The organism is bacterium, from assembly GCA_024742285.1.
Classification (GTDB): domain Bacteria; phylum Myxococcota_A; class UBA9160; order UBA9160; family UBA4427; genus UBA4427.
Genome location: JANSYR010000010.1, coordinates 25709 through 52510, shown reverse-complemented (window position 1 = coordinate 52510; position 26802 = coordinate 25709). Strand labels below are relative to the sequence as shown.

21 protein-coding genes are annotated in these 26802 nt (G+C 69.2%); 14 read left to right on the top strand and 7 right to left on the bottom strand.

All coding sequences use genetic code 11. The features are described from left to right. The first annotated feature begins 127 nt into the window (after positions 1-127). From NXI30_18005 to NXI30_17985, 5 genes are all read left to right on the top strand, one after another. On the top strand, positions 128-2353 hold the full coding sequence (locus NXI30_18005; protein MCR9096123.1) for an NADP-dependent isocitrate dehydrogenase: 2226 nt from the start codon (positions 128-130) through the stop codon (positions 2351-2353). A 46-nt stretch (positions 2354-2399) separates the two neighbouring features. Further along, entirely contained in the window at positions 2400-2585 is a 186-nt protein-coding gene (locus NXI30_18000) for a LysR family transcriptional regulator (GenBank protein MCR9096122.1), read from the top strand. An 87-nt stretch (positions 2586-2672) separates the two neighbouring features. After that, a complete protein-coding gene (locus tag NXI30_17995) occupies positions 2673-3332 on the top strand; it encodes a LysR substrate-binding domain-containing protein (GenBank protein ID MCR9096121.1) in 660 nt (219 codons plus the stop codon). Between the two features lie 135 nt (positions 3333-3467). Further along, positions 3468-4523, top strand: coding sequence for an alcohol dehydrogenase catalytic domain-containing protein (locus NXI30_17990; GenBank protein MCR9096120.1), 1056 nt, complete (start codon positions 3468-3470; stop codon positions 4521-4523). A gap of 162 nt (positions 4524-4685) precedes the next feature. Beyond that, a complete protein-coding gene (locus NXI30_17985; GenBank protein ID MCR9096119.1) occupies positions 4686-6368 on the top strand; it encodes a DEAD/DEAH box helicase family protein in 1683 nt (560 codons plus the stop codon). A 75-nt stretch (positions 6369-6443) separates the two neighbouring features. Here NXI30_17985 and NXI30_17980 read toward each other — a convergent pair whose 3' ends face one another. Next, positions 6444-7622 carry an amidohydrolase gene (locus NXI30_17980; protein MCR9096118.1) on the bottom strand — a complete coding sequence of 393 codons (1179 nt, stop codon included), beginning with the start codon at positions 7620-7622 and terminating at the stop codon, positions 6444-6446. Positions 7623-7767: 145 nt separating this feature from the next. Here NXI30_17980 and NXI30_17975 point away from each other — a divergent pair, with 145 nt between their 5' ends. Then, on the top strand, positions 7768-8406 hold the full coding sequence (locus NXI30_17975; GenBank protein MCR9096117.1) for a TetR/AcrR family transcriptional regulator: 639 nt from the start codon (positions 7768-7770) through the stop codon (positions 8404-8406). 22 nt (positions 8407-8428) lie between these two features. On the opposite strand, the gene NXI30_17970 is transcribed toward NXI30_17975, so the two are convergent. Then, positions 8429-8989 (bottom strand): CHRD domain-containing protein, encoded by a 561-nt coding sequence (locus NXI30_17970; GenBank protein ID MCR9096116.1) that lies wholly within the window; start codon positions 8987-8989, stop codon positions 8429-8431. Between the two features lie 112 nt (positions 8990-9101). On the opposite strand from NXI30_17970, the gene NXI30_17965 reads away from it, so the two are divergent. The 3 genes from NXI30_17965 to NXI30_17955 all read left to right on the top strand — a co-directional run bounded on the left by NXI30_17965 (position 9102) and on the right by NXI30_17955 (position 12150). Further along, the gene (locus tag NXI30_17965) at positions 9102-10196 is read left to right on the top strand and encodes an aminoglycoside phosphotransferase family protein (GenBank protein MCR9096115.1); all 1095 of its coding nucleotides are present in this window, start codon (positions 9102-9104) and stop codon (positions 10194-10196) included. A gap of 52 nt (positions 10197-10248) precedes the next feature. After that, positions 10249-11208 carry a Rieske 2Fe-2S domain-containing protein gene (locus NXI30_17960; GenBank protein ID MCR9096114.1) on the top strand — a complete coding sequence of 320 codons (960 nt, stop codon included), beginning with the start codon at positions 10249-10251 and terminating at the stop codon, positions 11206-11208. A gap of 129 nt (positions 11209-11337) precedes the next feature. Next, positions 11338-12150, top strand: coding sequence for a carboxymuconolactone decarboxylase family protein (locus NXI30_17955; GenBank protein MCR9096113.1), 813 nt, complete (start codon positions 11338-11340; stop codon positions 12148-12150). 29 nt (positions 12151-12179) lie between these two features. On the opposite strand, the gene NXI30_17950 is transcribed toward NXI30_17955, so the two are convergent. Continuing rightward, positions 12180-13526: a TIGR00366 family protein gene (locus tag NXI30_17950; GenBank protein MCR9096112.1), complete on the bottom strand. Its 1347-nt coding sequence runs from the start codon at positions 13524-13526 to the stop codon at positions 12180-12182. Positions 13527-13589: 63 nt separating this feature from the next. After that, positions 13590-13808: a hypothetical protein gene (locus NXI30_17945; protein MCR9096111.1), complete on the bottom strand. Its 219-nt coding sequence runs from the start codon at positions 13806-13808 to the stop codon at positions 13590-13592. Positions 13809-13959: 151 nt separating this feature from the next. Between NXI30_17945 and NXI30_17940 the strand changes: the two genes are divergently transcribed. Continuing rightward, entirely contained in the window at positions 13960-17073 is a 3114-nt protein-coding gene (locus NXI30_17940) for an AAA family ATPase (protein ID MCR9096110.1), read from the top strand. Between the two features lie 10 nt (positions 17074-17083). On the opposite strand, the gene NXI30_17935 is transcribed toward NXI30_17940, so the two are convergent. Further along, positions 17084-21202 carry a hypothetical protein gene (locus NXI30_17935; GenBank protein MCR9096109.1) on the bottom strand — a complete coding sequence of 1373 codons (4119 nt, stop codon included), beginning with the start codon at positions 21200-21202 and terminating at the stop codon, positions 17084-17086. Between the two features lie 199 nt (positions 21203-21401). Here NXI30_17935 and NXI30_17930 point away from each other — a divergent pair, with 199 nt between their 5' ends. Beyond that, positions 21402-22274 carry a DUF1295 domain-containing protein gene (locus tag NXI30_17930; protein ID MCR9096108.1) on the top strand — a complete coding sequence of 291 codons (873 nt, stop codon included), beginning with the start codon at positions 21402-21404 and terminating at the stop codon, positions 22272-22274. Positions 22275-22283: 9 nt separating this feature from the next. Here the strand turns inward: NXI30_17930 and NXI30_17925 are convergent, their stop codons facing one another. Then, complete coding sequence (locus NXI30_17925; protein ID MCR9096107.1) at positions 22284-23159, bottom strand: SDR family NAD(P)-dependent oxidoreductase; 876 nt, start codon at positions 23157-23159, stop codon at positions 22284-22286. A 143-nt stretch (positions 23160-23302) separates the two neighbouring features. On the opposite strand from NXI30_17925, the gene NXI30_17920 reads away from it, so the two are divergent. The 3 genes from NXI30_17920 to NXI30_17910 all read left to right on the top strand — a co-directional run bounded on the left by NXI30_17920 (position 23303) and on the right by NXI30_17910 (position 26260). After that, a complete protein-coding gene (locus NXI30_17920; GenBank protein MCR9096106.1) occupies positions 23303-24418 on the top strand; it encodes a MarR family transcriptional regulator in 1116 nt (371 codons plus the stop codon). An 88-nt stretch (positions 24419-24506) separates the two neighbouring features. After that, the gene (locus NXI30_17915; GenBank protein ID MCR9096105.1) at positions 24507-25235 is read left to right on the top strand and encodes a sterol desaturase family protein; all 729 of its coding nucleotides are present in this window, start codon (positions 24507-24509) and stop codon (positions 25233-25235) included. A 95-nt stretch (positions 25236-25330) separates the two neighbouring features. Further along, a complete protein-coding gene (locus NXI30_17910) occupies positions 25331-26260 on the top strand; it encodes an SDR family NAD(P)-dependent oxidoreductase (GenBank protein MCR9096104.1) in 930 nt (309 codons plus the stop codon). A gap of 9 nt (positions 26261-26269) precedes the next feature. Here NXI30_17910 and NXI30_17905 read toward each other — a convergent pair whose 3' ends face one another. After that, positions 26270-26791, bottom strand: a complete 522-nt coding sequence (locus NXI30_17905) for a nuclear transport factor 2 family protein (GenBank protein ID MCR9096103.1) — start codon at positions 26789-26791, stop codon at positions 26270-26272. Positions 26792-26802 lie beyond the last annotated feature (11 nt).

Here is a 26802-nt window from a genome sequence, read left to right as displayed (position 1 = left end):
CGGAAGCAAAACGCCGTTCCAATCCTGATTCCATTCTTGAATCCGTGTCGACCCGACCAGCTGCAAGGCGGCGATTTCCCAGGGACTTTCCGATCCCCGGGGCGTCCGCCCGAGAGAGAGACCGAGCATGAGCCAGTCCCCGCCGATCATCTACACCTGGACCGACGAGGCCCCCGCCCTCGCGACCTACGCCTTCCTGCCCGTGATTCGGGCCTTCGCCGGCGCGACCGGGGTGCCCGTCGAGACCCGGGACATCTCCCTCGCCGGTCGGATCCTGGCGGTCTTCCCCGAGGCCCTCACCCCCGAGCAGCGCGAAGCGGACGGCCTCGCCGAACTCGGGGAGCTCGTGAAGACGCCCGAAGCCAACGTGATCAAGCTGCCGAACATCTCGGCCTCGATCCCGCAGATGAAGGCCGCGATCGCCGAGCTGCAGGGCAAGGGATACGCCCTCCCCGACTACCCGGACGAGCCGGCGAACGCCGACGAAGAGAAGATCAAGGCGACCTACGACTCCGTGAAGGGCTCCGCCGTGAACCCGGTCCTTCGCGAAGGCAACTCGGATCGCCGCGCGCCGAACGCGGTCAAGGAGTACGCCCGCCAGAACCCGCACCGCATGGGTGCCTGGGCCGCCGACTCCAAGACCCACGTGTCCACCATGAGCGACGGCGACTTCCGTCACAACGAGCAGTCCGTCACGATCGACGCGGCGACGAGCGTCTCGATCGTACACACCAGCTCCGACGGAGAGAAGACGGTACTCAAGGAGAACATCGAGCTGCTTCCCGGCGAGATCATGGACTCGACCCGGATGAGCAAGAAGGCGCTGGTCGCCTTTCTCGGCGAGCAGATCGACGACGCGAAGGCGAAGGGGATCCTCTTCTCGCTCCACATGAAGGCGACGATGATGAAGGTCTCCGACCCGATCATCTTCGGCCACGCCGTCAGGGCGTTCTACGCGCCGGTCTTCGCAAAGCACGGCGCGACCTTCGAGAAGCTCGGCGTCGACCCGAACCAGGGCTTCGGTGACGTCGAGTCGAAGATCGCGACGCTCCCGGATGCCGAGCGCGAGGCGATCGAAGCGGACATCAAGGCGTGTTATGCGGAGCGCCCCGCGATGGCGATGGTCAACTCCGACAAGGGGATCACGAACCTGCACGTCCCGTCGGACATCATCATCGACGCGTCGATGCCGCCGATGATCCGCGACTCGGGCGGTATGTGGAACCCGGACGGCGATCTGCAGGACTGCAAGGCCGTGATCCCGGACTCGAGCTACGCGGGCGTCTACCAGGCGGTCGTCGAGGACTGCCAGGCGAACGGCGCCTACGACCCGACGACGATGGGGACGGTTCCGAACGTCGGCCTGATGGCCCAGAAGGCCCAGGAATACGGCTCCCACGACAAGACCTTCGAGGTCGCGGCCGACGGCAAGATCGAGATCATCGACGCCGGCGGAGACGTCCTCATGTCCCACGACGTCGAGGAAGGCGACATCTGGCGTGCCTGCCAGGTGAAGGACGCCGCCGTCAAGGACTGGGTGAAGCTCGCCGTGACCCGCGCGCGCGCCACCGGCTGGCCGGCCGTTTTCTGGCTCGACGCGACGCGCGCCCACGACGCCCAGCTGATCAAGAAGATCGAGCAGTACCTGCCCGAGCACGACACGAGCGGGCTGCAGATCGAGATCATGACGCCGATCGACGCCACGCGATTCTCCGTCGAGCGCATCCGCCGCGGCGAGAACACGATCTCCGTCACGGGCAACGTCCTTCGCGACTACCTGACCGACCTCTTCCCGATCCTCGAGATCGGCACGTCGGCCAAGATGCTCTCGATCGTGCCCCTGATGAACGGCGGCGGCCTCTTCGAGACCGGCGCCGGCGGCTCGGCCCCGAAGCACGTGCAGCAGTTCGAGGAGGAGGGACACCTCCGCTGGGACTCGCTCGGCGAGTTCCTCGCGCTCGCGGCCTCGCTCGACCACCTCGGCGAGCACTTCGACAACGGCGCGGCGCGGCTGCTCGGCAAGACCCTCGACGCGGCCACGGCCCAGCTGCTCCTCAACGCGAAGGCCCCGTCCCGGAAGGTCCACGAGATCGACAACCGCGGCAGCCAGTTCTACCTCGCGATGTACTGGGCCCAGGCGGTCGCGGGACAGACCGAGGATCCGGAGCTCGCTACGCGCTTCGAGCCGATCGCGAAGGCCCTGGCCGACGCCGAGGACACGATCATGGGCGAGCTCAACGGTGCCCAGGGTCCGCCCCAGGACGTCGGCGGGTACTACCGCCCGGACTTCGACACGGCGACGGCGGCCATGCGACCGAGCGCGACGTTCAACGGGATCATCGACGGGATCTGACGCGGATCCACGAGCGACCCGGCGCCGGAGGGAGTATTCCTCCGGCATGCCGGAATCGTCCCGTAGCGAGGCGCCCTCCGACCGTGCTGCGGCGCCGACCGCGGAACTGGCGTCGCCGCAGGCGCTGCGCGCGTTCCTGGAGACCGCCGAGCGCGGCAGCTTCAAGGCGGCGTCGGGGGCCCTCGGCCTCTCGCCCTCGGCCCTGAGTCGACAGATCCAGTCCCTCGAATAACTGCTCGGCGAGCCCCTCTTCGAGCGGCTGAATCCTGGCCTCGCCCTCACCGCCGCGGGCGCGCGCATCCGACCGCGGGCGACCCGGATCCTCGCTGACCTCGCCGCGCTCGGACGCGCCGCCAGCGGTCGCGAGGGGCCGCTCCGTCTGAGCACCCTCGAATCGTTCAGCGCGAACTGGCTGGTCCCGAACCTCCCGGACTTTCACGCGCGCCATCCCGAGATCGAGATCGAGCTCGAAGCGACACTTCGCTATGCGGATCTCGAACGCGACGAGGCCGACGTCGCGATCCGCTTCGGCGTCGGTCCCTGGGGCGACCTCCACGCGGAACCGATCGTCGACCTCGCCTTCTTCCCGGTCTGCGCCCCGACCCTGCTCGAGGCCGATCCACCCTTCCGAACGGCTGGCGACGTGGCCCGTTTTCCCTGGATCCACGTCGAGCAGGTCCCGAACGCGTGGCGGGACTGGTGTCGACACGCCGGCTGCCGCGACCTGGCGCCTCCGAGCGAGCTCCACTTCGATCACGTGGGCATCGCCCTGAGCGCCGCCGCCTCCGGCCAGGGGATCGCCCTCTCGTCCCCCGTGCTCGCGGGCCCGGCCCTTGCTCGCGGGGAGCTCGTCGCCCCCCTCGACCTCGCCTGTCCGTCCCGCGCGACCTACTGCCTCGTGTGCAAGACGGAGGCCCTCGACGACCCTCGGATCACCGCCCTCCGCGACTGGCTGGTCGACGCGCTCGAGGCGGGCTGAGCCGGCACGCGCCGCGCTCTCCCCCCGCTTGCGCCGAACGCACGCGCCACGTTCCTCCCCCCGCTTGCGTCCCATGCACGCGCGCGTGCAGACTTCGCGTTTGCTCCCGGGCCGACTTCGCCGAAGACTGCCGGCATGCGACAGCTCTTCTGTACCGGACATCGACGACTCGAATGGCGCGAGCTTCCCGACCCCGCGCTCCGCACCGACGAGGACGCGATCGTGCGCCCGATCGCGGTGGCGCGCTGCGAGATCGACCTGCCCCTCGTTCATGGCGCCTTCGGCCTCGAGCGGCCCTTCACGCTCGGTCACGAGGCGATCGGCGAGATCGTCGAGCTGGGCGGCGCCGTCCAGGGCCTCGAGATCGGCGACCGGGTCGCCATCTCGTTCCAGGTCTCCTGCGGCCGCTGCGGCCCCTGCGTTCGGGGCCGCTCCGCGCTCTGCGACACGTACCCGACCCTCTCGGACTACGGAATGGAGCCGCTCTCGGGCCACGAGTACGGCGGCATGCTCGCGAGCCTCGCGTACGTGCCGCACGCCGAGGCGATGCTCACGCGGATCCCGTCGGACTGCGCTCCCGCCGCGCTGGCCAGCCTCCCGGACAACGTCCTCGACGGCTACCGGACCGTTCGCGACGGACTGACGCTCCAGCCGGAGGGCGACGTGCTCGTGGTGGAACACGGCTCCCCCGCGATCGCGCTCTACGCGGTCCAGTCGGCCTTCGCCCTCGGCGCGAAACGCGTGGTCCTGGCGGGACGCGACCCGGCGGCGATCGCCCTCGCGGAACGGCTCGGCGCGGAGGGCTGCGCCTGGTCCCCCGGCCAGCGGATCGGCCGCTTCCCGACGGTCTCCGACTGCGGCAACTCGCCGGAGGGCTTCGCCTACGCCGTCGATGCCGCGGCGCCGGGCGCAACACTCCATAGCGCGTCCTACATCCTGGGAGAGGCGAGTCCGCTGCCGCTCGGCAAGCTCTATACCCTCGGGCTCCGGCTCGAGATCGGTCGCGCCGACTCGGCCGCTCTCCTCCCCGAAGTGATGCGTCTCGTTTCCGCGGGGACGCTCTCGCCCGAGGAGGTCACGACGATCGAGGTGCCCTGGGAAGAGGCGGCGGACGCCTGGCTCGAGCCTGCGATCAAGCTCGTCGTGACCGACGACGAGGGCCGGACCCTTCGCGCGCCGACGGCGCGATGAGAGGACGCGCAGACACGGGCATGCCGCGTAGCCCTTCGCGCTCTTCCTCGACGATCGCCGCTGATCCGAAACGCGGATCGGTGCTAGGATGCGCGCCCCCGGATCGATGCGCGCGCTCGTCCCCCCCACGAAGGCGCTGCGCGAAGCGACTGAGCGAGAGAAGTGGCGGCGAAGATCCGCTTTCGCGCCTGGCAGAAAGAGGCGCTCGCCAAGCTCGAATCCCGTGTGCATTCGAGCTTCCTCGCCGTCGCGACCCCGGGTGCGGGCAAAACGACGTTCGCCCTCGGCGCCATTCGCCGGGCGCTCGTCCGACGCGAAGTCCGGCGCTGCGTCGTCGTCGTGCCGACCCAGCACCTGAAGCTGCAGTGGGCGCTCGCGGCCGAACGCTTCGACATCCATCTCGACCCCGAGTGGTCGTCGTCCGACGGGACCTTGCCCTCGGATGTCCATGGGGTGGCGGTGACCTACCAGCAGGTCGCAGCGAACCCGCTCGCGCTGCGACGGCTGGTCTCGCAGGCCTTCATCGTCCTCGACGAGGTCCACCACGCCGCCGATGCCCGCTCCTGGGGCGACGGCATCCGGCACGCCTTCGAAGGCGCCCCCGTCCGGCTCTGCCTCTCGGGCACCCCCTTCCGCTCCGACCAGAGCGCGATTCCCTTCGTCCGGTACGTCGGCGAGGAGGCCCACGCCGACTATGAATACGGCTATGGCGAGGCGCTACGCGACCGGAAGGTCGTTCGGCCCGTCTACTTTCCGCGGATCAACGGCCAGATGGAGTGGACGGCCCCGGACGGGTCGACCCACGCCGCGAGCTTCGACGATCCCGTCGGCCGGACCCGCGCGAGCCAGCGGCTGCGGGCGGCCCTCGACGTCGAGGGCGAATGGCTCCCCGCCGTCCTCGTGAAGGCCCACCGCCAGGTCATGCACCTGCGCCAGTCCGATCCCCGCGCCGCCGGCCTCGTGATCGCGATCGACCAGGATCACGCGCGCGGGATCGCGAAGCTGCTCACGGATCGCTGCGGCGTCCGCGCGACGATCGCGACCTCCGACGACCCTTCCGCCTCCCGGAAGATCGCCGACTTCACCGACGGGAGCGATCCCTGGATCGTGGCCGTGCGGATGGTCTCCGAGGGCGTCGACATCCCGCGCCTCAAGGTCGGGGTCTACGCGACCAACACGATCACCGACCTCTTCTTCCGACAGGCCGTCGGGCGCCTCGTTCGCACGACCGCGTCTGCGCGGCAACAACGCGCCTACATGTTCATCCCCGACGATCCACGCCTGCGCGCCTTCGCCGGGGGAATCGCCGAGCAGCGCCGCCACTCGCTCCGCAAGCCGGAGCGCCCCGACGACGAGCTCTTCGACGAGCCGCCCGAGGAACGGGCCGCGCCCGAGATGGACCAGATGTCGCTGTTCACGGTGATCAAGGCGGTGCCCCTCGACGAGCACGGCAACCCCCTCGACGAGAAGCCCCTGGAAGACCCGGAGGCAGAGGCGGCCCCCGCCCCGATCGACGAAGAGGAGTCGATCCCCGGCCTCGTGGGCGAGGACGACGACGCGCCGACGCCCGCTCCCTTCACCCTGACGGCCCAGGAGTTCGACGATCCGGTTCCGACCCCGGAGCCCAGCCCGATCGTGGCCCAGTCGCCGCGCTCGAAGAAGCGGCGGCTGCGGGAGCAGAACAGCGCGATCGTCCGCGCCCTCGTTCACAAGACACGGCTCGGTCACGCGCAGGTGAATGCCGAGCTGAACAAGCGCGTCGGGCTGAAGCGCGTGACGGAGGCGACCGTCGTGCAGCTGGAGAAGCGCCTCGAAGCGGCGCGACGCTGGCTCGAGCGGAGCTAGAACACGAAGAGGCCAGCCCCGTCGCCCTCGGAGGCGTCGGAGCTGGCCTCTGGTGTCAGGCGCGAATCGTCTGGATCAGACGACTGCCGGCTGGAGCAGCCCCATCGCGTTGTCCCGCATCACGAGCTGGACCTCGGCGTCGGAGTAGCCCTCGCAGTCGTGGATGAAGTCCGTCGGCTCCGCGAGCCCTTCGGCGTGGGGATAGTCCGAGCCGAAGAGCACGTGTTCCGCACCGATCAGCTGCTTCAGCTCGTCCAGGTCGTCCTCGTAGTAGGGCGCCACCCAGACGTTCCGCTTGAACTGCTCGACGGGATCGTTCTTGAAGAACATCGGCATCTGGCCGTAGACCTTCTTGAGACGCTTGATCAGTCCGCGAACCCACTGGCTGCCACACTCGACGGTCGCGACGCGCAGCTGCGGGTGGCGCGTGAACACGCCGTGGCAGGCCATCGCGGCCAGCTTGTCGGCGACCGGCTCCGCCGACATGGCGATCCGCAGCGGGTCGAAGTCGAAGGCCTTGAACGTGCCACCGACGCCGAACTGATCCGCGAACGCGTTGTAGCTCGCGTCACCCGAGTGGATGCCCAGCGTGAGGTTCGCCTCGGCCATGCGCGCCCAGAACCCGTCGTAGATCGGGTCGCCCGGCGAGCCGTGCTTCGTGCCGCGCACGCGGCCCGGCGTCTGCGAGATCATCTTGGCGCCGTTCGCGATCGCCCACTCGAGCTCTTCCTCGGCCCAGGCGGGATCGGCGAGCGGAATGTACGGCGCGGCGAAGATCCGGCCCTGGTAGTCGAAGCCCCAGTCCTCGAGCATCCAGCGATTGAACGCACGGAACGCGGCGCACATCGCCTCCGGATCGTCCTCGAGCGCGGCCTCCATCCCGACGGCCAGGGTCGGGAACAGCCAGCAGCCCTCGAGGCCCTGGGTATCGAGGAGCTTGATCCGCGCGTCGCGATCGCGATAGGCGGGGTTGATCGGGTCGAGCTCGCCGAAGAGCTCCACGATCCCCTTCCCTTCCGGGTTCCGACCGCGGAAGTACTCGTCGAGGATCCCCGGCTTCGCGACGGGATCGAAAGTCGGGTTCGGGATGAAGCTGTTGATCTTCCCGCCGACGAGCAGGCGCTTCCTTCCGTTGACGACCGCCCAGTCCATGCAGCGTCGCTTCATGCGGGGGTCGATGTGGCGGATGAACGCGTCTTCGTGCTCGTAGTAGTGATGGTCGGCGTCGAAGGCCTTGAAACTCAGGTCGGCCATGGGTCTGAATCCTCCAGAGGGTGGGTCCGGGCCCTCGGGTCCCGGCGAGCCCTATTCTGAACAATCACGCTTCAATATTCAATGAACTTCGGGTAGATTTTCTTCAAAGAGTATCTCGCGGCTCTCAGCCGCCGGAGAGGCCGCGATGTCCGCCCACCTGACGCAATCCCCGACCGACCCCGCCACACCCGCCCCGAGCCGGCGCCGGGAGGAGAGCGAACGCAAGCGTGCGCGGATCCTGGAGGCGGCCCAGGAATGCCTCGGCGAGCTCGGCTACGCCGGGGCGACGGTGACCGAGATCGCCCGACGCGCGGGAGTCTCGAACGGCCTTCTCTACCAGTTCTTCAAGAACAAGGAGGCGCTGATCGAGCAGGTCCTCGGGGCGATCGTGCGCGACTGGGTCCGGGCGATGGTTCCGCGGACGGAGGAGTCCGCGGCAGAGGCGCTCGAGGGCATGTTCCGACGCTCCGTGGAGTTCTGCCGGAGTCACCCGTTGCTGCCCGCGCTCTTGCGCGGCGACCCGGCGCTCCAGCTCGCCCGCATGGGATCCGCTGGACGCGACCGCGTGGGCCCGCACCGGGACCTCGTCGCTTCGATCCTCGTACGCGGAATCGAGGCCGCCGAGTTCCGGCGCGATCTCGACGTCTCTTCGACCGCCGACGTGATCTGCCAGCTGCAGTCGGACTATTCCGGCCGCGCCTATCGCAACGACGCCGACTTCCCGGACGATCCGCGCATCATCGACACGGCGATCGGGATGATCGTCTCCGCCGTTCGACGCTGAGCGGCGTCCACACCGCCGTCGGTCAGACTTCCCTCGCCCGCCGTCGCAACGCGAGCGAGCCGAGTCCGGTCAGCCCGATCGTGAAGACCAGCGCAGCCGGCCATCCGATCGAAGGCACCGCCGTCGGCGCGTCGACGAGCAGCTGTCCACGCAGCTCGCCGCCAGTGCACGTCGAGGAGTGCACGTTCAGATACCAGAGTTCGGAGAGCAGCTCCGTGCCGAAGCCCGCCGAGATCGTCGTCGAGTCCGTGTTCGGATTGACCGTCGTCGTTCCGACACGCACGCCCGCGCCGACGCCCGGCGCCGCCGGACCGTGGAAGTGCGCGGAGCTCGGGGATCCGAGCAGGTCACCATCGTCGTAGGCGGGCGCGTTGTCTCCGTACGTGTAGCTCCAGCTGAAGACGCCCGTGACGTCGTCGTAGGCCCACGTCCCCACGATTCGGGAGACGCTGCCGGCGCTACACGTCGCGGCCTGCGCCTCGTCGCCGTCGATCGTGCCGGTATGGACCGCGGCCGAGGCCGCCGAGGCTCCGAAAGCCAGGGCTGCGAGTACGCGAATCGAGATTCCTAGGGTTGTCCGCATGATGGGCCTCCACGGGTTCGATTCATCCTATCACCACAGAGCGCCAGGCTGGGCGAAAATCGCGAGCGCCCGACGCCTGATTCCCGTCGCGACACCTCGCTAGTCTTCTTCCATGTCTGCCCAAGCCCGCCTGCCCGAGACCCCCGCGGACGTGACCCCCGAGTGGCTCTCCGAGGCGCTCTCGGAGCGCTTCCCCGGAACGCGCGTGTGTTCCGTCGACGTGCTCGAGATCCATCACGGCACGAACTCGAACGCGAAGCTCGGCGTTCGCTACGACCAGGCCGAGGACCTGCCCGAGACGTTCTTCCTCAAGATGCTCCCCCTCGATCCCGAGCGCCGGAAGACGATCGTCGACACCGGGATGGGACGCCGTGAGGCGCTCTTCTACCGCCACCTCGCGGACACCGTCCCGATGCGCGTCCCGCGCCCCTACGTCGCGCGCCTCGACGAGCGCGACGGCAGCTTCGTGCTGCTGCTCGAGGATCTCGGACCGACGGCGTGCACCCTCGCCGACGTGACGACGGGGATCGAGGTCGATCAGGCGGCGGCGGCGATGGACGACTATGCGGCGCTCCACGTGCGCTTCGCCGACGAGGCGACGCGTCGCGCGAATGTGCCCTGGGTGGCGCCGATGGGCGGCGACAGCGACATGGGCATCTGGATGCTCCAGTACGGCCTCGACCACCACCGGGACAAGCTCCGCGACCCTTACGCCGAGATGGCGCACCTCTACATCGATCACCGATCGACCCTGGACGAGATCTGGATGCGCGGCCCGATCACCGTCCTCCAGGGCGACAGCCACATCGGCAATCTCTTCCTCGATCCGAACGGACGGGCAGGCGGGCGCGTGGGCTTCCTCGACTGGGGATTGATCCAACTCGGCACGCCGATGCGCGACGTCGGCTACTTCATCACGATGGCCCTCTCCCCCGAGAACCGGCGGGCGCACGAGCGGGACCTGATCCAGCGCTATCTCGACGCCCGCGCCGCCCTCGGCGCCGAGACCGGGTCCTTCGACGAGGCCTGGCTGCTCCACCGCGTCCACGCCGCCTACGCGGCGCCGGCTTCGTGCCCCCTGGTGATGTTCCCGGAGGACGAGCCGGAAGAGAACAAGCCGCTCTCCCGGAGCTTCCTCGAACGCTCCCAGTGCGTGATCGAAGACCTCGACCCGCGCGCCGCGCTCCGCGAATTCGCCGGTTTCTGATTCGTCCGGGCGCTACGTTTCCGGGACCCGAGACATCGACGAGGATTTCCCGATGGAGAACAAGGACCGAGGCGCGCCCGGCTTTCCCAACGGCTGGTACGCCGTCGCCTGGAGCAAGGACCTGGGCGTCGGCGACGTCCAGCGCATCCGCTACTTCGACAACGAGATGGTGCTCTTCCGCACGCGCTCCGGGAAGGCACGCGTCCTCGACGCCTACTGCCCCCATCTCGGGGCCCATCTCGCGGAAGGCGGGCGCGTCCAGGGCGAGTCGGTTCGCTGCCCCTTCCACGCCTGGGAGTTCGACGGCGAATCCGGCGCGTGCTCGAAGATCCCCTACTGCGCCCGGATCCCGGCCCGCGCGCGCGTTCGCGCCTGGGAGGTCCGCGAGCTCAATCACATGATCTACGTCTGGCACCACGCCGAAGGCAAGGCGCCCGACTGGGAAGTGCCGAAGTCGCCCCACTACGACGATCCGGACTGGTCCCCGGTCCGAACCTTCGAGATCGAGGTCCCGGTCCATCTCCAGGACATGGCCGAGAACAACCTCGACCCGGTCCACTTCCAGTACGTCCACAAGATGAGCGGCACCCCGGACACCGAGATCTCCTTCGAAGACGAGGGCCGCGTCCTCCACGCGGTCAGCTACAGCCAGCAGGAGACGCCGGTCGGGACCTTCGACATGCAGCTCGTTCGCGAGACCTATGGCCTGGGTCTCGGGACCGTCGAGAGCTCGGGCATCCCTGGTGTCGGCCTCTACATGTTCACGTCGACGAGCCCGATCGATCGCGACACGACGGTTTCGCGCTGGGCGCTCACGACGACGAACAACGCCGTCGACGTCGCAGGCGAAGAGTGGATGGACAACATCACGAAGGGCGTGTTCGACGACATGCGGATCTGGTCGAACAAGATCCACCGCGCCGAGCCCGTCCTCTGCGAAGCGGACACGCTCCTCGCCGAGTTCCGCCGCTGGGCGAAGCAGTTCTACTCGCCCGACCAGCTCGCCGGATAGCGTCTCGCGGGGCGAACGCCATTCACGCGATCTTGCGGGGACGACCGGCCGCGATAGCGTGACTCGCGTGACGAGCAAGCCTCGCTTCGACCGACGATCATGCCGGACGCGCGAGGCCGAGGAGGCCTCATGAGCGACCCCAAGACGCGAGCCGAACGCGGGCTCGATGCCCTCTCGACGATCGCCGGCTCGCCGGAAGCCGGGCAGGAGATCGCCGACTACTTCGAGAGCCGCGGCGCCCTCGGCAGCATCGCCCTGCGCACCGCGGCAGGCGAGGTCTGGATCCGCGACGCGATCTCCCGCCGCGACCGGAGCGCGATCGTGATCTCGGCCCTGACGGCGATGGCGCGCGAGTCCGAGCTGCGACAGCACGTCCACGGCGGCTTGAACCATGGTCTCCGCTACGACGAGGTCGACGAGATCCTGGTCCAGCTGAGCGCCTACGTCGGCATGCCCTGCTGTCTCTCCGCACAGAACGTCGTCGACGAGGTGATCGCCGAACGCGAGGACACCGAGCACCGCGAGGTGCCTCGCTCCCCCGCCTCTCTGATGGACGATGGCGAGCGGCGCGCCGCCGCGCTCGACGTCCTGACCACGATCGTCGGCGACCCGGACCTCGACAAGAAAGCGACGGAGCAGTCCATCCTCGACGGCTACGGCGACCTCGGGGACATCATGATGAACTACGCGTTCGGCGACGTCTGGTCCCGCCCCCAGCTCTCCCGCCGCGACCGCAGCCTCGTCGTGATCTCGGCGCTGACCGCGCTGAACATGAAGCACGAGCTCGAGATCCACATCGGCGTCGGCCTGAACCACGGTCTCACCCCCGCCGAGATCGAAGAGATCATGATCTCGCTGATCCCCTACGGCGGCTTTCCGCGCGTGATCGACGGGATGATCCTCGCCCGCAAGGTCTTCGGCGAACGCGGCGTCTCGGCCTAGCGCGCGCGGGCGATGGATGCGCCGGCTTCCTATCCGGCGCCCAGCAGGAGCAATCCACCGCCCAGACAAGCGAACGACGTCAGGAAGATGACGAAGCAGTATCCCATGATCGCGCGGGCATCGAGTCCGACGATCGCGAGGAGCGGCAGGGCCCAGAAGGGCTGGATCATGTTCGTCCACTGATCGCCGTACGCGACGCCCATCACCACGACGGCGTCCGCGACCCCGAGGCTCCGAGCCGCCTCGAGGAAGATGGGTCCCTGGACCGCCCACTGCCCGCCGCCCGACGGCACGAAGAAGTTCAGCACGCCGCCCGACACGAAGGCCCAGAAGCCGAGGGTCCGCTCCGTCGAGATCGCCACGAAGCCGTCCGAGAAGAGTCCGACCAGCTCGGTCTGCGTGATCAGGGCGACGACGGCGGCGTAGAGCGGGTATTGCAGGACGACGGGACCGAGGGTCCGACTCGCGTTCTCGATCAGACGCAGGTAGTGGATCGGGGACCGGGCGAGCAGGAGCCCCACCGCGACGAAGGACCAGTTCACCAGGTTCAGCGTGAGCGCGAAGCCCCGGTCCCGGAACCAGGTGTAGAGGAAGGCCGCGAAGAGCAGGCCGAGGGCGATCGACAGGCCCCGCGCGTGATCGAGCCGGTCACCGAGCGTCGGCGACGTGACTTCTTCCGGCGTCTCGAGGCCGGGCGCCTCCGCAGGGTCGAGTGCAACGATCGCGTCGTCGCCCGGTCCGAGGCGGCTGCAGACGAGCGCGACGGCCGTGAGGGTGAACGCGGCGAGCCCGAGGTTCCAGACCGTGAAGGTCGTCTCCGTCACGGGCAGCAGCCCCATGACGGATTCGAGAGTGTGGCCGGGCGTGGCGACCGCGAGGGGGGCCGTCCCCGAATAGCCCATGTGCCAGATCACGAACCCGCCGTAGGCGCTCGCGACGAGAAGCGGGAAGTGGAGCGCGAGTCCGCGCGCGGCGCCCTCCCGCGCGATCGAGACGGCGCCGAGGGCGCCGACGATCAGCCCGAGCGCCCCCGCGATCATGCTCGCGAGCCCGGCAAGCACGCAGATCAGGGCATAGGCCTGCGGTGCCGAACGCGGCCAGCGCGCGATCGCGTCGATCCCGCGCTTGACCGCGTCGGTGTGGGCCAGCGCGTGGGCCGCGACGAGGACGATGCAGATCTGCATCGCGAAACCGAGAAAGCCGGTGAGCCCGGTCCCCCAGAGCGCGAGCGCCTCCGCAGCCGTGGTGGGCGTCGCCCCGACGGCCATTGCGAAGGTCACGAAGGTCAAGCCGATCGCGAAGACGAACGGGTCCGGGTAGTAACGTTCCGAGAACGCGACGAAGGGTCCTGCGAGGCGATCGAGGCGGAGGCGCATGGCGCGGAAACCTAGCAGGGCCCGGGTCCCGGACGACCGCCGGACAGGACTCGTCCGCTCCGATCAGGAGCAACCCGCCCCCGAGACACCCCCCGCCGACACGAATGCGACGGAGCAGTCCCCCGCGATCCTGCACGCCTGCCGTCCCGCGAACGAGAGGAGCCGTACCGGCATCGCGAGCGTCGCGAACGAGAGGACGATCGCGAAGACGAAGGGATCGGGACGGAAGCGTTCGGCGAGGACGACGAAGGGACGTGCCAGACGATCGAGCGGGAGGTTCATCGACTTAAGCGTAGCTTCGTTCGCCGCTCCGACGGGAGGATCACGAGCGCGGGAGCGCGCCTAACTCCTTCGACCGCGATTCCGCTCGATCGGCGAATGCCGTCGGACCCCACGCTCTGCGGCGTGTTCTGGGTGATACACTCCGGATGCGATGAGTCGGGCGGGCGGGCAGTTCGAGCGCGGAAGGGACGGTGTCGACGAGCGTCGGCACATGACCGTGTTGTTCTCGGACCTCTGCGGCTCGACCCGCCTCGGTCACGCCATCGATCCCGAGGTCCTCGACGAGATCCTCGGCCACGTGAAGGAAGCGGCCTTCCGGACCATCGCCGATCACGGCGGAACCGTCGCCCAGTTCCACGGGGATGGCGTCCTCGCCGTCTTCGGGCATCCGGATCCCGGCGAAGACGACGTGCGTCGCGCGACCGAAGCGGCCCTCGATCTCCACGCGGCGATTCGCGACCTCGACGTCACGCACCTGACGCCGCGGGGCTTCGAGCTGCGCATGCACTCCGGGCTCGATGCGGGACTGGTGCTCGTGCGCGAAGGCGATGCGATCCTCGGCGCCCTCGAGCTCGTCGGGGACGCCCCGAACACCGCGGCGGGCCTGGCGAGCCGCGCCGGCGTCGACGAGATCCTCGCGAGTCGGACGGCGCTCGTCGGTCACCTCCCCTTCTTCGAGACCGCATCCGTTGCGCCCGTTTCGCTGAAGGGCATCGACGCCCCCGTCGAGGTCTACCGCGTGTCGGGAACCACCGGCATCACGCGACGCTGGGAGGCCAGCCAGCGACGCGGACTCACGCCCTTCATCGGACGCGAAGAAGCCCTCGACACGCTCGGCACCGCCTTCGCGGAAGCGCGACACGGTCGGCTTCGACGGGTCCTGGTCGTCGGCGACGCGGGGATCGGGAAGACGCGAACCGTCGAAGGCGCGCGCGAGTCGGGCGCTCGAACGCTCTCCGGCTACAGTGAACAGCAGGGCAGCATCGCCCCGCTCTGGCCCTTCCAGCAGATCATGCGCGAGGTCTTCGATCTCTCCGCCGATCCGAAGGCCTTCGTCGAGGCCGCCGACGTCGAGGACCGACTCGAGGCCCTCGGACTCGCGCCCCATGCGCTCGAGCTGCTGGCCCTGCTCTCGGTCCGACCGACCGGCCGCCATGGCGACCCGTCCGCCCGGGCCGAGGGCGGCGCGAAGGCTCTCGCCGCCTTCGCCGCGCTGCTGTCTGCGCTCGCGAAGACCGAGACGATCGTGCTCTTCCTCGACGACTGGCAGTGGTCGGACGACGCCTCGCGCGTGGCCGCGGGTGCGCTGCAGGCGATGCTCGCGAACGAGCCCCTCCTCTGGATCACCGCGACGCGCCCGACCGAGACGAGCGACGCGCCCCACGGCGACGAGCGGAGGATCGAGCTCGAGCCCTTTCGGGACGAAGAATCCGCCCGCGCGATCGACCTGCTCGCGCCCAGCGGGCTCGACCTCGACACCGCGGGACGGCTGCACGTCCGCTCCGGAGGGAACCCCCTCTTCCTCGAAGAGCTCTGCCGCAGCCTCCGGCCGCGGGACGAAGCCGGAATCGAGGCCGGTGACGTCCCGGCGACGCTCCACGGGCTGATCGAGGATCGTGTGCACTCGCTTCCGACGGAGCAGGCCGAGACACTCCGCGCCGCTGCGGTCATCGGGAACGTCGTGCCCTGTTGGCTGCTCGAGGGCCTGACCGGTCTCGCGGAAGGCGCCCCTCTCCTTTCCGACCTCGCGAACGCGGACCTGCTCCATCCCGGCGTCGTCGGCGGCACGCTCCGCTTCAAGCACGGCATCACCCGCGACGTCGTCTACCACTCGGTGCGCCTGGCCGACCGACGGCGATACCACGCGCGGGTTGCCGCAATCCTCGAGGGGAACCAGGACGGCGACGGGCCGGACGTTCCCCTCGAGAGCCTCGCCCATCACTACGAGGGCGCCGCCGACTTCGAGCGCGCGAGCCGCTACGCCGAGCGCGCCGGCGATCGCGCGTGGGCCACCGCCGCCCTCGACCGCACGCGCCTGCAGTACGGCAACGCCCTCGACGCCCTCGATCATCTCCCCGAGACGGAGGAGAACCAGCGGCGTTGGCTCTCGGTCAGCAAGCGCCGCGCCTTCGCGTGCGTCTTCAACCCGGCGCGCGAGCAGACCGAGATGCTCGCCCGCGCGGCCGAGATCGGCACGGCCCTGGGCGACCTGAGCGCGGTCGGTCACGCGCTCTTCTGGCGCGGCTTCATTCACTACTCCCTCGGCAACATGAGCGAGGCGCTCGAAGCCTACGACGAGGGCCTCGAGGTGGCCGAGCGCGCGGGCGACGAGAAGCTCGTCGCCCAGATCCGGGCGAACATCGGCGAGAGTCGAGCGGCGACCTGCGAGTACGAGGCGGCCGAGCGACTGCTCGACGAGTCGATCGAGGCGAAGCGCCGCCTCCACTCGGCAAACGGAGACGCACGCAACGGCAAGGAACGCTCACGCGCGCCTACTGGATCTGCCTACGCGCTCGCCTGCAAGGGCTTCATCGCCGCCGAGCGCGGCGACACACCGATGTCCGAGCAATGGTTCGGGGAAGCCCTCGAAGCCGTCGCCGGCACGGGTCATCCGGTCGCTGGATCCTGCCTCGCCTTCCAGGGAACCGCCCAGCTCCTGCTCGGGCGCTTCGAGCGGGCGCTCGAGATCGCGAAGGAAGTGCAAGCCGCCGGAGAGCGGATGAACGGCCCCTTCCTCTTCGGGCGCGGACGAACCGAAGGCTCCTTCGCGCGTTTCATGCTCGAGGGCGACCCGGAAGCGCTCGATACGCTGCGCCGAACCACGGACTGGCTCGAGGAAAAGGAGATCAAGCTCTACATCTCGCTCGCCTATGGCTGCCTCGCCGAGGCCTACGTCCGCGTCGAACGCCTCGATGTCGCCCGCCGCTTCGCGCAGCGCGCGCTCGAACGCGCCGAGCGACTCGATCCCCTCGGAGAAGGGATGGCGCTGCGCGTCCTCGCCCGGATCACCGCGCGCGAGACGCCGAACCAGCCCGATCGCGCCGACGCGTACCTCGATCGCGCGCTCCACGCGGCGGTGCAGAGGGGCTCTCGCCGCGAGTCCGCACTCACGATCGCGACCCAAGCCGAGATCCTCGCCCACCGCGGCGAACGTGATCTCGCAGGCAAGCGACTCGCGATCGCGCTTCCGGAGCTCGAAGGGATGGGCCTCGAGTGGTACGCCGCCGACGCGCGCCGCCTCGCGGAATCGCTCGAGCGCGGCTGAGCGGCCGACCCTAGGCGTCGTCTTCTCGCGGTTCCGGTTCCCCGCCCGAGGCGACGAACGCGTCCCACCTCGCCCGACGTTCCCGCACACGCGCCCGGGCCCGCTCGTGCCGCTCCGCCCGGGCCGCTTCATCGGCCCCCCTCGCGGCTTCCTCGCGCGCCCGCCGACGACCGGTGCGCGCCTCCAGGGCGTGCTCTCCGGCCTGGCGAAGCGCGGCCGCCATCACCGCCAGCCGATCGCTGCCCGTCTCCACCCGCTGCTTGTAGGGCGTGAAGGGCGTGAGTTCGAGCTTGAGCGGCGCGATCCGTCGAAGGTTCCCCTGTTGGGTGAGCGCGGCGAGGACGCCGAGGATCGTGCCCATGCCGATCGCCTTGCCCGGACAGGCGTGCAGCCCGGACTTCTCCCCTTCGTAGCCCCCGTTCGGCCGGGGATAGGCCCCGCCGAAGAGCAGGTCCCCGATCGGCATGTCGTCCTCGCCCGTCACCCGGGTCGAGTCGTGGGCCGCCGAGACCATGCCGAGCACGATCTTCGTGCCCGCCTCGACCCGCACGTCGTAGGCGTCCGGCGCCGGACCGTCCTTGCGATCCCCACGCGGGCGCGGCTTCTGCCGGAGCACTACGTCGCGAACCGGGAGGCGGTGCAACACGTAGGGGAAGGGCTGGATGCGCATCCCTTCTTCGACGTCGGCGAGCAAGAGCGGCGCGACGTCGTCCCAGGTGAGCTCGATCTCCGGATCCGGGAACGCCTGGAGCAACGTCAGCTGCCGTCGCCAGAGCGCCCGGTCCTTGATCCACTCGTTGAGCAGCGAAGTCAGGCTGCCACCGACCGGGCCGACGAAGCCGTGAATCGTCCCGAGCAGGATCCCGGCGCAGAACCGCGCGAATCCCCGCGCGGGAATCCCGGCGGAGATCAGCTCCGCCTTCGCGTCGAGGAGCGCCGCCAGGAGCGTGCCCTCGGGCCGCGGTGCGTCGCCGGCGAGGATCTCGGACACGAAGCGCGTCGCTCCCTCGAGGAGCTCGGTTCCCTTCTCCTGCCCGTCCTTCCGAACGAAGTCGGTCGGATTGGGCGAGAAGATGTAGCGGGCCGTGGACTTGAAGTTGTCGGGGTTGTGAGCCCGGGTCGGGGGCGGGGTCCCGAACTGCATGAGCTCGGGTCGGTGCGGGACCGGCAGGTCGAACCACTTCGTACACATGCGCGCGACCGTCTCGTCCACGAGCCGCCCCACGTCGACGACCGTGGTGTCCGGCGTCGGCGGGATGTCCTCGGCCATGGGGGCGCCCGCCCAGACCATCAGCTCGAGCACCGCGCGCGCCTCGGCGTAGGCGTGGTCGAAGGCGGCACGCTCGTCGATCCGCGAGATCCAGTCGTTCGCAAGGGTCGCCTCTCGCGCGTAACGATCACGGTCCACCACCGCCAGGAACCCGTCCTGCTGAACCCGCGCCGGCGCGTTCGCGTGGGCCGCCATCGCCTCCGGATTCGGGTCCATCCCCAGGTAGTGCTCACCGAGGGAGTCGCGCATGCGAGCCCAGTACCCGCTCACCGAGTAGTCGCGCGGATGCGCGAAGATCTTTCCGATCTGTTCCCGCGAGCCGACGAGCACGCCGTAGGGCGTTTCGAGACTCCCCCCGCGAGCCCGGATCGCCGCCCAGACCTTTCGGCTCGTCTCCCGCGCCGACAGATCCTCGAGCAGTGCCTTCCAGCGGAGCGCCATCACGAAGTACGCGCGCTCGGGATCCCGCGCGCGCTCGACCTCGAGCAGCGTTTCCATCCGGCCGATCACCGCCTCCCCTTCCCGGACATCCGCATCCGAGGCCCGATCCGCCAGTGCGAGCGCCTTCGCATCGACGCTCGTCAGCGACTCCAGCGCCGAGGGCGCCGGCGTGAAGAGATAGAGACCCCACTCGAGCTGGACGAGCGGCGTCGCGCCCAGATCGACCCGCGTGCCGTCGACCACCTTTCCGTCCTCGTCGAAGAGCGCGAAGTGCTTGTGCTGCCCCGGCTTCGGGAGCCCCATGAAGGGATCGCTCCGCAGCCCCACGACGCCGGACGAATTCGCCCCGGCGAGCCAGCGCTGCACGACCTCGAACTGATCGGCGAGGCTCGCATTGAAGCAGCTGAAGAGCATCCCGCGCGCTTCGCCTTCGGTCTCCGCCGAGAACTCGGAGCCGTAGGGCATGCCGCGCCGCGCGATCCGCGGGAGCGCAGGCCGCTGGCGGTTTCGCACGCGGTCCTTCCGGTGCCAGGGACCGTTCCGCGGGTTCGAGCGGCGGACGTGGGAATCCGGCGCGACCTCGTCCGCGCGACTGAGCGGCCCCTTACCGAATCCGTAACTGAGCAGGCGACCGACCTTCGACGGCTCGGCGTCGACGAGCGGATCGACCTCGTCCCCGAGTGGACGCCCCGACATCGAGCGCGCCAGCGGTCGGCCCATCATCGCCTCGGCGAGCTTGGGGAACGTCTGCGCGTGGCCGTCGATGATCTCGCAGAAGCGGCCCACGTCCTGGGAGAGCTTGCGGATCGCCTGGAAGCTGCCGTTGTGCAGGAACGCCGGCTTGCACTCCGCCTGGACGCCGTCCCTGTCGTCGCCGTAGCCGAGAAGCAGCTCGCCGAGGGCGATGCGATCCCGGGACGGCGTCCGCTCGTCGGCGAGGTACTCGACCGCCGGCTGGCTCACGCCGTCGAGGTAGCCGAAATGTTCCATGCCCCACGGCCTGCCCTCGGTCTCGGCGACGCCCACGTGCCGGGTGGGTTCGACGGCGAGGATCCGGACGCCGTGCCGCGCCTCGTCGCCGAAGCGCGCCGCGATCAGATCGTGGAGCGGGTGGGCCTCGGTGAAGAGATGATCGTCGCCTTCCGAGCAGCCCGCTCGCGTCTGGAGCTGGATCACGAAGTCGACGCTCGACATCCGGATCCGGAGCGCCTGCGGGGCGAGGTCGACGGGCCAGTTGCGCCGGGGAAGCGTCCAACGGCTCGGGTGGTTCACCCCGAGATCGCCGAGCCACCCGGCGCGCGCGTCCATGCCCTGCCGGAATTCGAAGGGCAGGTCTTCGAGATCCTCCTCGGGCAGGCCGAGTCGTTCGAGTCCGCGATACGTGAAGCCGAGATTGCACGTCACGTCTGGCGTGGCCTCGCCCTCCCGCGTGAGCTCGAGCTCGCGGAGGAATCGCTGTGCGAGCGGGAGATCGGTGATCTGCAGGAGCAGCGTGGCGCCGTGGGTCATCCCTTCGTACCCGGTCAGGATGTTGCCCTGCACATCGCCGGGCGGCGCCGGCGCCGTCCTCCGCTCGTCGCGCTTCGGAATCGGCGGCCACGGAACGGCGACCGGATCGATCGGTGCGCCTGAAGAAGAAGGTGCTCCGGGCGTCTCGTCCTGCTTGCGGATCCAGTCCATCTGCTGCGCGTGCACCCGGTGCTGGCCCGTCCCGAACGCCTCGTACTCGTCGAAGCGCGCCTCGATCCCGTCGATCACGGGCGAAAGGATCATCTGCGCCGTCCGACGCAGGAAGTTCTTCTCGTGCTCGGCCGGGAAGTAGGCGTCGAGGCCGTGAAGCTGGTGGAGTGCCTTGATCCCGCGACGCACGTCCTCGGGTCCCGCGGTCGGCGGCGGCGTTTCCGCCTGCCCCATCATCCGCTGGTGGAACGCCTCGAGCAGACGCACGTCCCGGGCCGTCGTTCCGGGCGAGTCCGCGAAGAAGAAGTCGGCCTCGACCTGATGCCCGCGCACCCACTCGGAGAAGCGCAGGTAGCCCCGGTCGGACGCGTGCGCGTTGTAGTCGACCGTGTGGCAGAAGATCACGTCGAGCAGCGGCCCGGCGCGTTCGGCGATCGCACGGATGTAGGGCTCCCAGGCGCCGTCGAAGGTCACGCCGAGCAGGAACTTCGTGTCGTTGTCGAGCAGCGCGAATCGGACGAAGTGGAGGAACTCGAGCGACTCGAGCGGACCGGGAAGGCGGCCGTCGACGCTCTCCTCGACCGCCGCGCGGCGGATTCCGTAGAGGGTCCGCAGCAGGATCCGCAGCCGCGTCCCATGGGTCATCGTCGCCCGGCTGTCGCAGAGCTCCGGCCGGACGTCCACCAGGACGGTCAGCTCGCTGACCGAGCCCATGTTCTTGCTGGGAATCATTCGCATGGGCGCTCTCCTCGATCACGACCGTGTGTCGTGTCTACCGCACCCGACGCGGGGGAGATGACGTCTGCTTTACACTTCCGCCCGGGGCCGATCGCCTCGCTGGCGCGCGGGACGGCTATGGTCCGCCGCGCCCGTTCGGGTCGGGGGCCGCCACGGCCCGTCGACCCGAAACCGACACCCCGCGCGAGAGGACGAGACCATGAAACCCGCGACCCGCCAGGCCTGGCTCGCCCTGCCCCTGATTCTGGCGATCGGCGCCGCCATCGCCTGGGCGGGCAGCGCCGGCCCCCCGGTCGCCCTCGGCCTCCCGCTCTTCGCCCTCTGTGGGCTCGGTGCCTTCGTCCTCAACTGGATCGTGTTCGCCCACGCCTTCTCGGCCCAGACCGAGCGCTACTACGATGCGACGGGGAGCCTGACCTACCTGACGCTCACGGGCGTCGCCCTCGCCCTGGGACCCCGGGATCCGCGGGCGCTTCTGATCGGCGGCTGCGTGATGCTCTGGGCGCTGCGCCTCGGCACCTTCCTCGTCCGACGGATCTCCGAGGACGGTGGCGACGGGCGGTTCGACGCGATCAAGCCCGACTTCGCTCGTTTCCTGATGGCCTGGACGCTGCAGGGGCTCTGGGTCTTCCTCACCCTCGCCTGCGGGCTGGTGGCGATGACGACCGCGGAGCCCGTCGCCCTCGGTCTGCCGGCGGGGATCGGCCTCGGCATGTGGGTCATCGGCTGGTCGATCGAAGTGATCGCGGACCAGCAGAAGCGCGTCTTCCGTCACGACGACGCCAACGACGGGCGCTTCATCACGACCGGCCTGTGGTCCTGGTCCCAGCACCCCAACTACTTCGGCGAGATCCTGCTCTGGGCGGGGATCGCGGTGGTCGCCTTGCCCACGCTCCAGGGCACGCAGCTCGCGACGCTGATCTCGCCGGTCTTCGTCTTCGTCCTGCTCACCCGGATCAGCGGGATCCCGCTCCTGCGCGCTCGCTCCGAGAAGCGCTGGGGGGACGATCCCGAGTTCGTCGCCTACCGCGCGCGCACGTCGCTCCTCGTCCCGCGACCCCCGCGCGCCTAGCGCTCTCCGCTAGCGCTTCGCGAAGTAGGGATCCATCACGCTCTTCGCGACCGGCGGCGCGGTCCGCGTCTCGATCGAGTGGTGCCGCGCCTTGATCGTGTCCCGGTAGTAGGCGTCGGTCTCGATCCAGAAGCGCCCTTCGACGACGGCGGCGAGCACGCGTTCGGCGACCGCATCCGGCGTCTGCGCGAGCTTCAGGAACTCGTCCACGTCTTCGCCGAGCTCGCCCATCGCGCCGGGCATCGACACGTTCGCGACCTCGTCCGCGAGCGCCTTGGGCCGGTTGCGCTCGGAGGTCCCGATGTTGGTCGCGACCATGCCCGGGCAGAGGCAGTGGGCGGTCACGTTGGAGCCCGTGTTGACGAGCTCCGCGTGGAGCGTCTCGGCGATCGAGACGACCGCGTGCTTCGACGCGTTGTAGGGGGCGAGCCAGGGATGGGAGGTCAGGCCGGCGACGGAAGCCGTCACGACGACGCAGCCCTCGTCCTGGGCCTTGAGGCCCGGAAGGAAGACGCGGATGCCATGGATCACCCCGTAGAGGTTGACGTCCAGGGTCCACTGCCAGTCGTTCGCCGAGAGCGCGTCCATCGGCACCGTCGGCGCAGATACGCCCGCGTTCAGGCAGACGACGTGGGCCGCGCCGAAGGCCTCGCGGGTCGCCTCGCCGAGATGGTCCATCGCAGCGGCGTCGCCCACGTCGGTCACGACCGGCAGGACGGTCGCGCCGAGGGATTCGACCCGGGCCGCAGCGGCCTTGAGGGCATCCTCCTCGATGTCCGCCAGGACGACGTTCATGCCCACCCGGCCGAAGCTCTCCGCGAAGGCGAGGCCCATACCGCTCGCGCTCCCGGTGATCACCGCCGTCCGCCCCTCGAAATCCTGCATCGCCCTCTCCTCGTTCGCGGCTCGCCGCCGGTCGGAACGGTCGCGCGGCGCAGGCGGGGGAGCCAGCCCGATTCCCTCAAGGGAATCTGCCAAACTTGTCAATCATTCTTGATTAATTACCCCTTCTCCTCTAGGGTTCCGCGATGGTCGAGCCCACCCCCCGCGCCCCGATCGGTGCCGCGAGCGCCCCGGTCCCGCCGCCGATGAGCGACGAGGTCTGGTCCCGCTACCGCTCGAACACGGCTCGCCACGTGATGGGCGTCGCGCGGGACTTCGAGAACCGCATGCTCGGCCGCCTCTCCTCGAGCGATGGCTACGCGAATCTCCGCCCGAGCTTCGGCCCCGTGCTCGCCCTCGTGGCCCAGCGCGCGCGACCGCTCGGCGCGCTGGCGGCGGCGCTCTCGATCTCGCCCCAGGCCGTCAGCCAACTGGTCAGCGCCTGCGAGAAGGCTGGCTACACCGAGCGCCGCGCCGACCCGAAGGACGGCCGCAACCGGGTGATCGACCTGACCGATCCGGGCCGCCGCCTGGTCTCCGACGCCAGCCGCCAGCTCCGGCTCCTCTCGGTGGAGTACGCCGAGCGGATCGGGGAAGACGCCATGGCGCGCTTCGAAGAGGCCGCCGCGCGGCTCCTCCGCGCCCTCTCGGACACGCCGGACGTGCTGCCGATCGCGGGACGGAACGCTTCGATCGGAACCCTCCCTCTCCTCTCGGTCGACGCCCAGCGCACGCTGATGGACGAAACCGCCGCGCGCGGACACGCCGGCCTGAAGATGTCCCACGCCCAGGTGCTGCCGCTGATCGGCCCTGAAGGCGCACGGGTCGCCGCCCTCGCCCGCGTGCAAGGGATCTCGCGCCAGGCGATCAGCGCGACCGCCCGCGAGCTCGAGGGCATGGGCTACCTGCGCCGCGAGCCCGACCCGCGCGATCGCCGGGGCGTCGTCTTCCTCCTCTCCGAAGCCGGCGAGACCCTGATCCGCGATTCGGTCTCGGCCCTCGACGCGCTGGACGAGCGCTATGCGGCGGCGATCGGCGCAAGGCGCTTCGGCGCGCTCCAGCGAGGGGCTCGCGCGCTCTACGAATCCCTCGGCCTCGAGCGCGAGGTCTTCGACGGCACGCCCCAGGACGGAGAGCCTCTCGAACGACTCGCGGAGCGCCTCCGCCGAGACCTCGGACACGACGCGGCCAGGCGCCTCGCGGCGCTGCTCGCCGAACCCACGAACCCCACCGCCGCGGAAGCGGCGCTGCACAACGGCTGAGAACCGACCGCTCCACGAGAGAAAGGCCCGGACACTCGTCTACGCCCAGCCCCACCCCAAGGCTCGCTTCGAGCCCAGGAGAACCCCGATGACCTACGACTGGCTCGCCGCCCTCACCTACATCGCCGTCCTCGTCGGCCTCACGATCGTCGGCAAGAAGCTCGTCTTCAGCATCCCCGTCATGGAGGAGATGCGCCTCGAGAACCGCGCCGCGGACAAGATCAAGATGGCCCGCGACAGCTTCCGGGACGGCATGAAGGCGAGCGAGAACATCGGCAAGTACACGAATCTCGGCTTCTTCGTGGCGGTCCTGCCCTTCAGCGTGAGCTTCGATTCGCGACCGCTCTGGCAGCACCTCCTCGAGATCGTGGCCGTCCTCGCGATCTTCGACTTCATGTACTACTGGACCCATCGCTCGCTCTTCCACGGCGACCTGCTCCGGAAGGTCCACGCCCTCCACCACCAGGCACGCAAGCCCACCTGGGCGGACTCCCTCTACGTCCATCCCCTCGAGACCTTCATCGGCCTCTGCCTCTTCCTCTTCTCGATCCCGATCGTGGCTCTGATCAGCGGCGGCGCGCTTCACGCGGTCTCCGCGGCGATCGCGACGCTGATCTTCACCCAGCTGAACACGATCAATCACACGTACACGCGGCTGCCGAAGGACAGCTGGTTCTTCCGGACGGTCGACTACATCACGGGCGTCCACCACGCGCACCACGTCGACATGAGCCACGGCAACTACGCGACGCTCACGATGTTCTACGACAAGCTCTTCGGGACCTTCGAGGAGCCGGTGAATCGCGAAGCGGCCTGAGCCGGGATCCCGCGCGTGGCAGCGCCCCGATTTCCATACCAACATCGTTCCTCCACCCACGATCCGACCCGGTCGGCAACGAGGAGCGAAGAACGATGAAGGACCTGCGCGACAAGGTCGCCGTAGTGACCGGCGGAAGCGGCGGAATCGGGATCGAGATCGGGCGCGCGATGCTCGCGAAGGGCATGAAGGTCGTCCTCGCCGACCTCCACCAGGCGGCCCTCGATGAGGCGACGCGCGACCTCGGATCCCCGGACGTCGTCGGCGAGAGCGTCGACGTGACGGACTTCGATGCCCTCTGCGCGCTCCGCGACCGGACCCTCGACCGATTCGGCGCTTGCCACGTGATCGTGAACAACGCGGCGGTCGGCGCCGGCGCGAAGGGCAGCGTCTGGGAGCACCACCTGAACGACTGGAAGTGGAGCCTCGACGTGAACGTGATGGGCGTGATCAACGGCATGAACGCATTCGTGCCGCTGCTCGTCGAGCAGGACGAGGGACACGTCGTGAACACCTCGTCGGGCAACGGCGCCTACTACCCGATCGCGAGCAGCGGGATCTATCCCGTGACCAAGGCGGCGGTCACGACGCTGACCGAATGCCTCTGGGGCCAGCTCCGCGAGATGGGCTCGAAAGTGAGCGCGTCGCTCCTGCTCCCCTCGAGTCCGACCCCGGGCGTGCTCGCCACGGGGATCTGGCGCGCCGGCGCGAATCGCCCCGACCGCTACCTGCGCAACGATCCGGACGACAACAATCCGCGCGACGCCCTCGAGGACTACAGGCAGCGCGCCGCCGCCGCCGGACAGGAGGTCGTGGAAGCCCCGCTCTCGGACGTGGCGGATCTGTGCCTGCGTGGGATCGAGGAAGATCTCTTCTGGGCGACCTACGCGCTCCCGCATCAGATGCAGAAGCTCGACGAGCGCTACGCGTCGATGAAGAACCTGACCCCGCCGGACTATCTGGTCGAGGTCAACCTGATGTCCGCCGGCGCGGAGGAACGCGAGGCCCAGAAGGGCGATGGCTGAAGCAAGGCTTCAGCCCTCCTTCGTCGCCTTCTGCGCGTCCACCGCCCACTGCGGTGCCTGCATCGTGTAGGGCATCTCCCGCCGGTCGAGCAGCTGGTTGATCACGCGGCGATAGCCGGTCTTCGAGATGCGCCACACGCCGTCTTCCTTGCGGTAGGCGTCGTCGTAGTAGACGAACATCTCGTCGACGAAGCCGCCCTTCTGGCTGTAGAAGTAGTGGTACATCGCCCAGACAGCCGTTGCACTCGTCTCGCTCTCGAGAGTGATCTCGGGCATCCCCGCCATCCAGTACGCCATGATCCCGGCGTTCGGGTCGTGGGACTCGATCAGGAACCCGAGCAGCTGGGCGCGATCCTCGAAGACGTACTTTCCGTCCGAGTAGGACGTGACGACGTCCTCGGTGAGCGTCTCCTTCAGCGCATCGTGGTCGTTGTCGGTCATCGCGCGGAAGTAGCGGTACTTGACCTTCTTGATCTCTTCGAGGTCTCGCAGCTCGGCGACCTGCGCCGCCAGGGTTTCGAGATCCGCCATGAAGCCTTCTC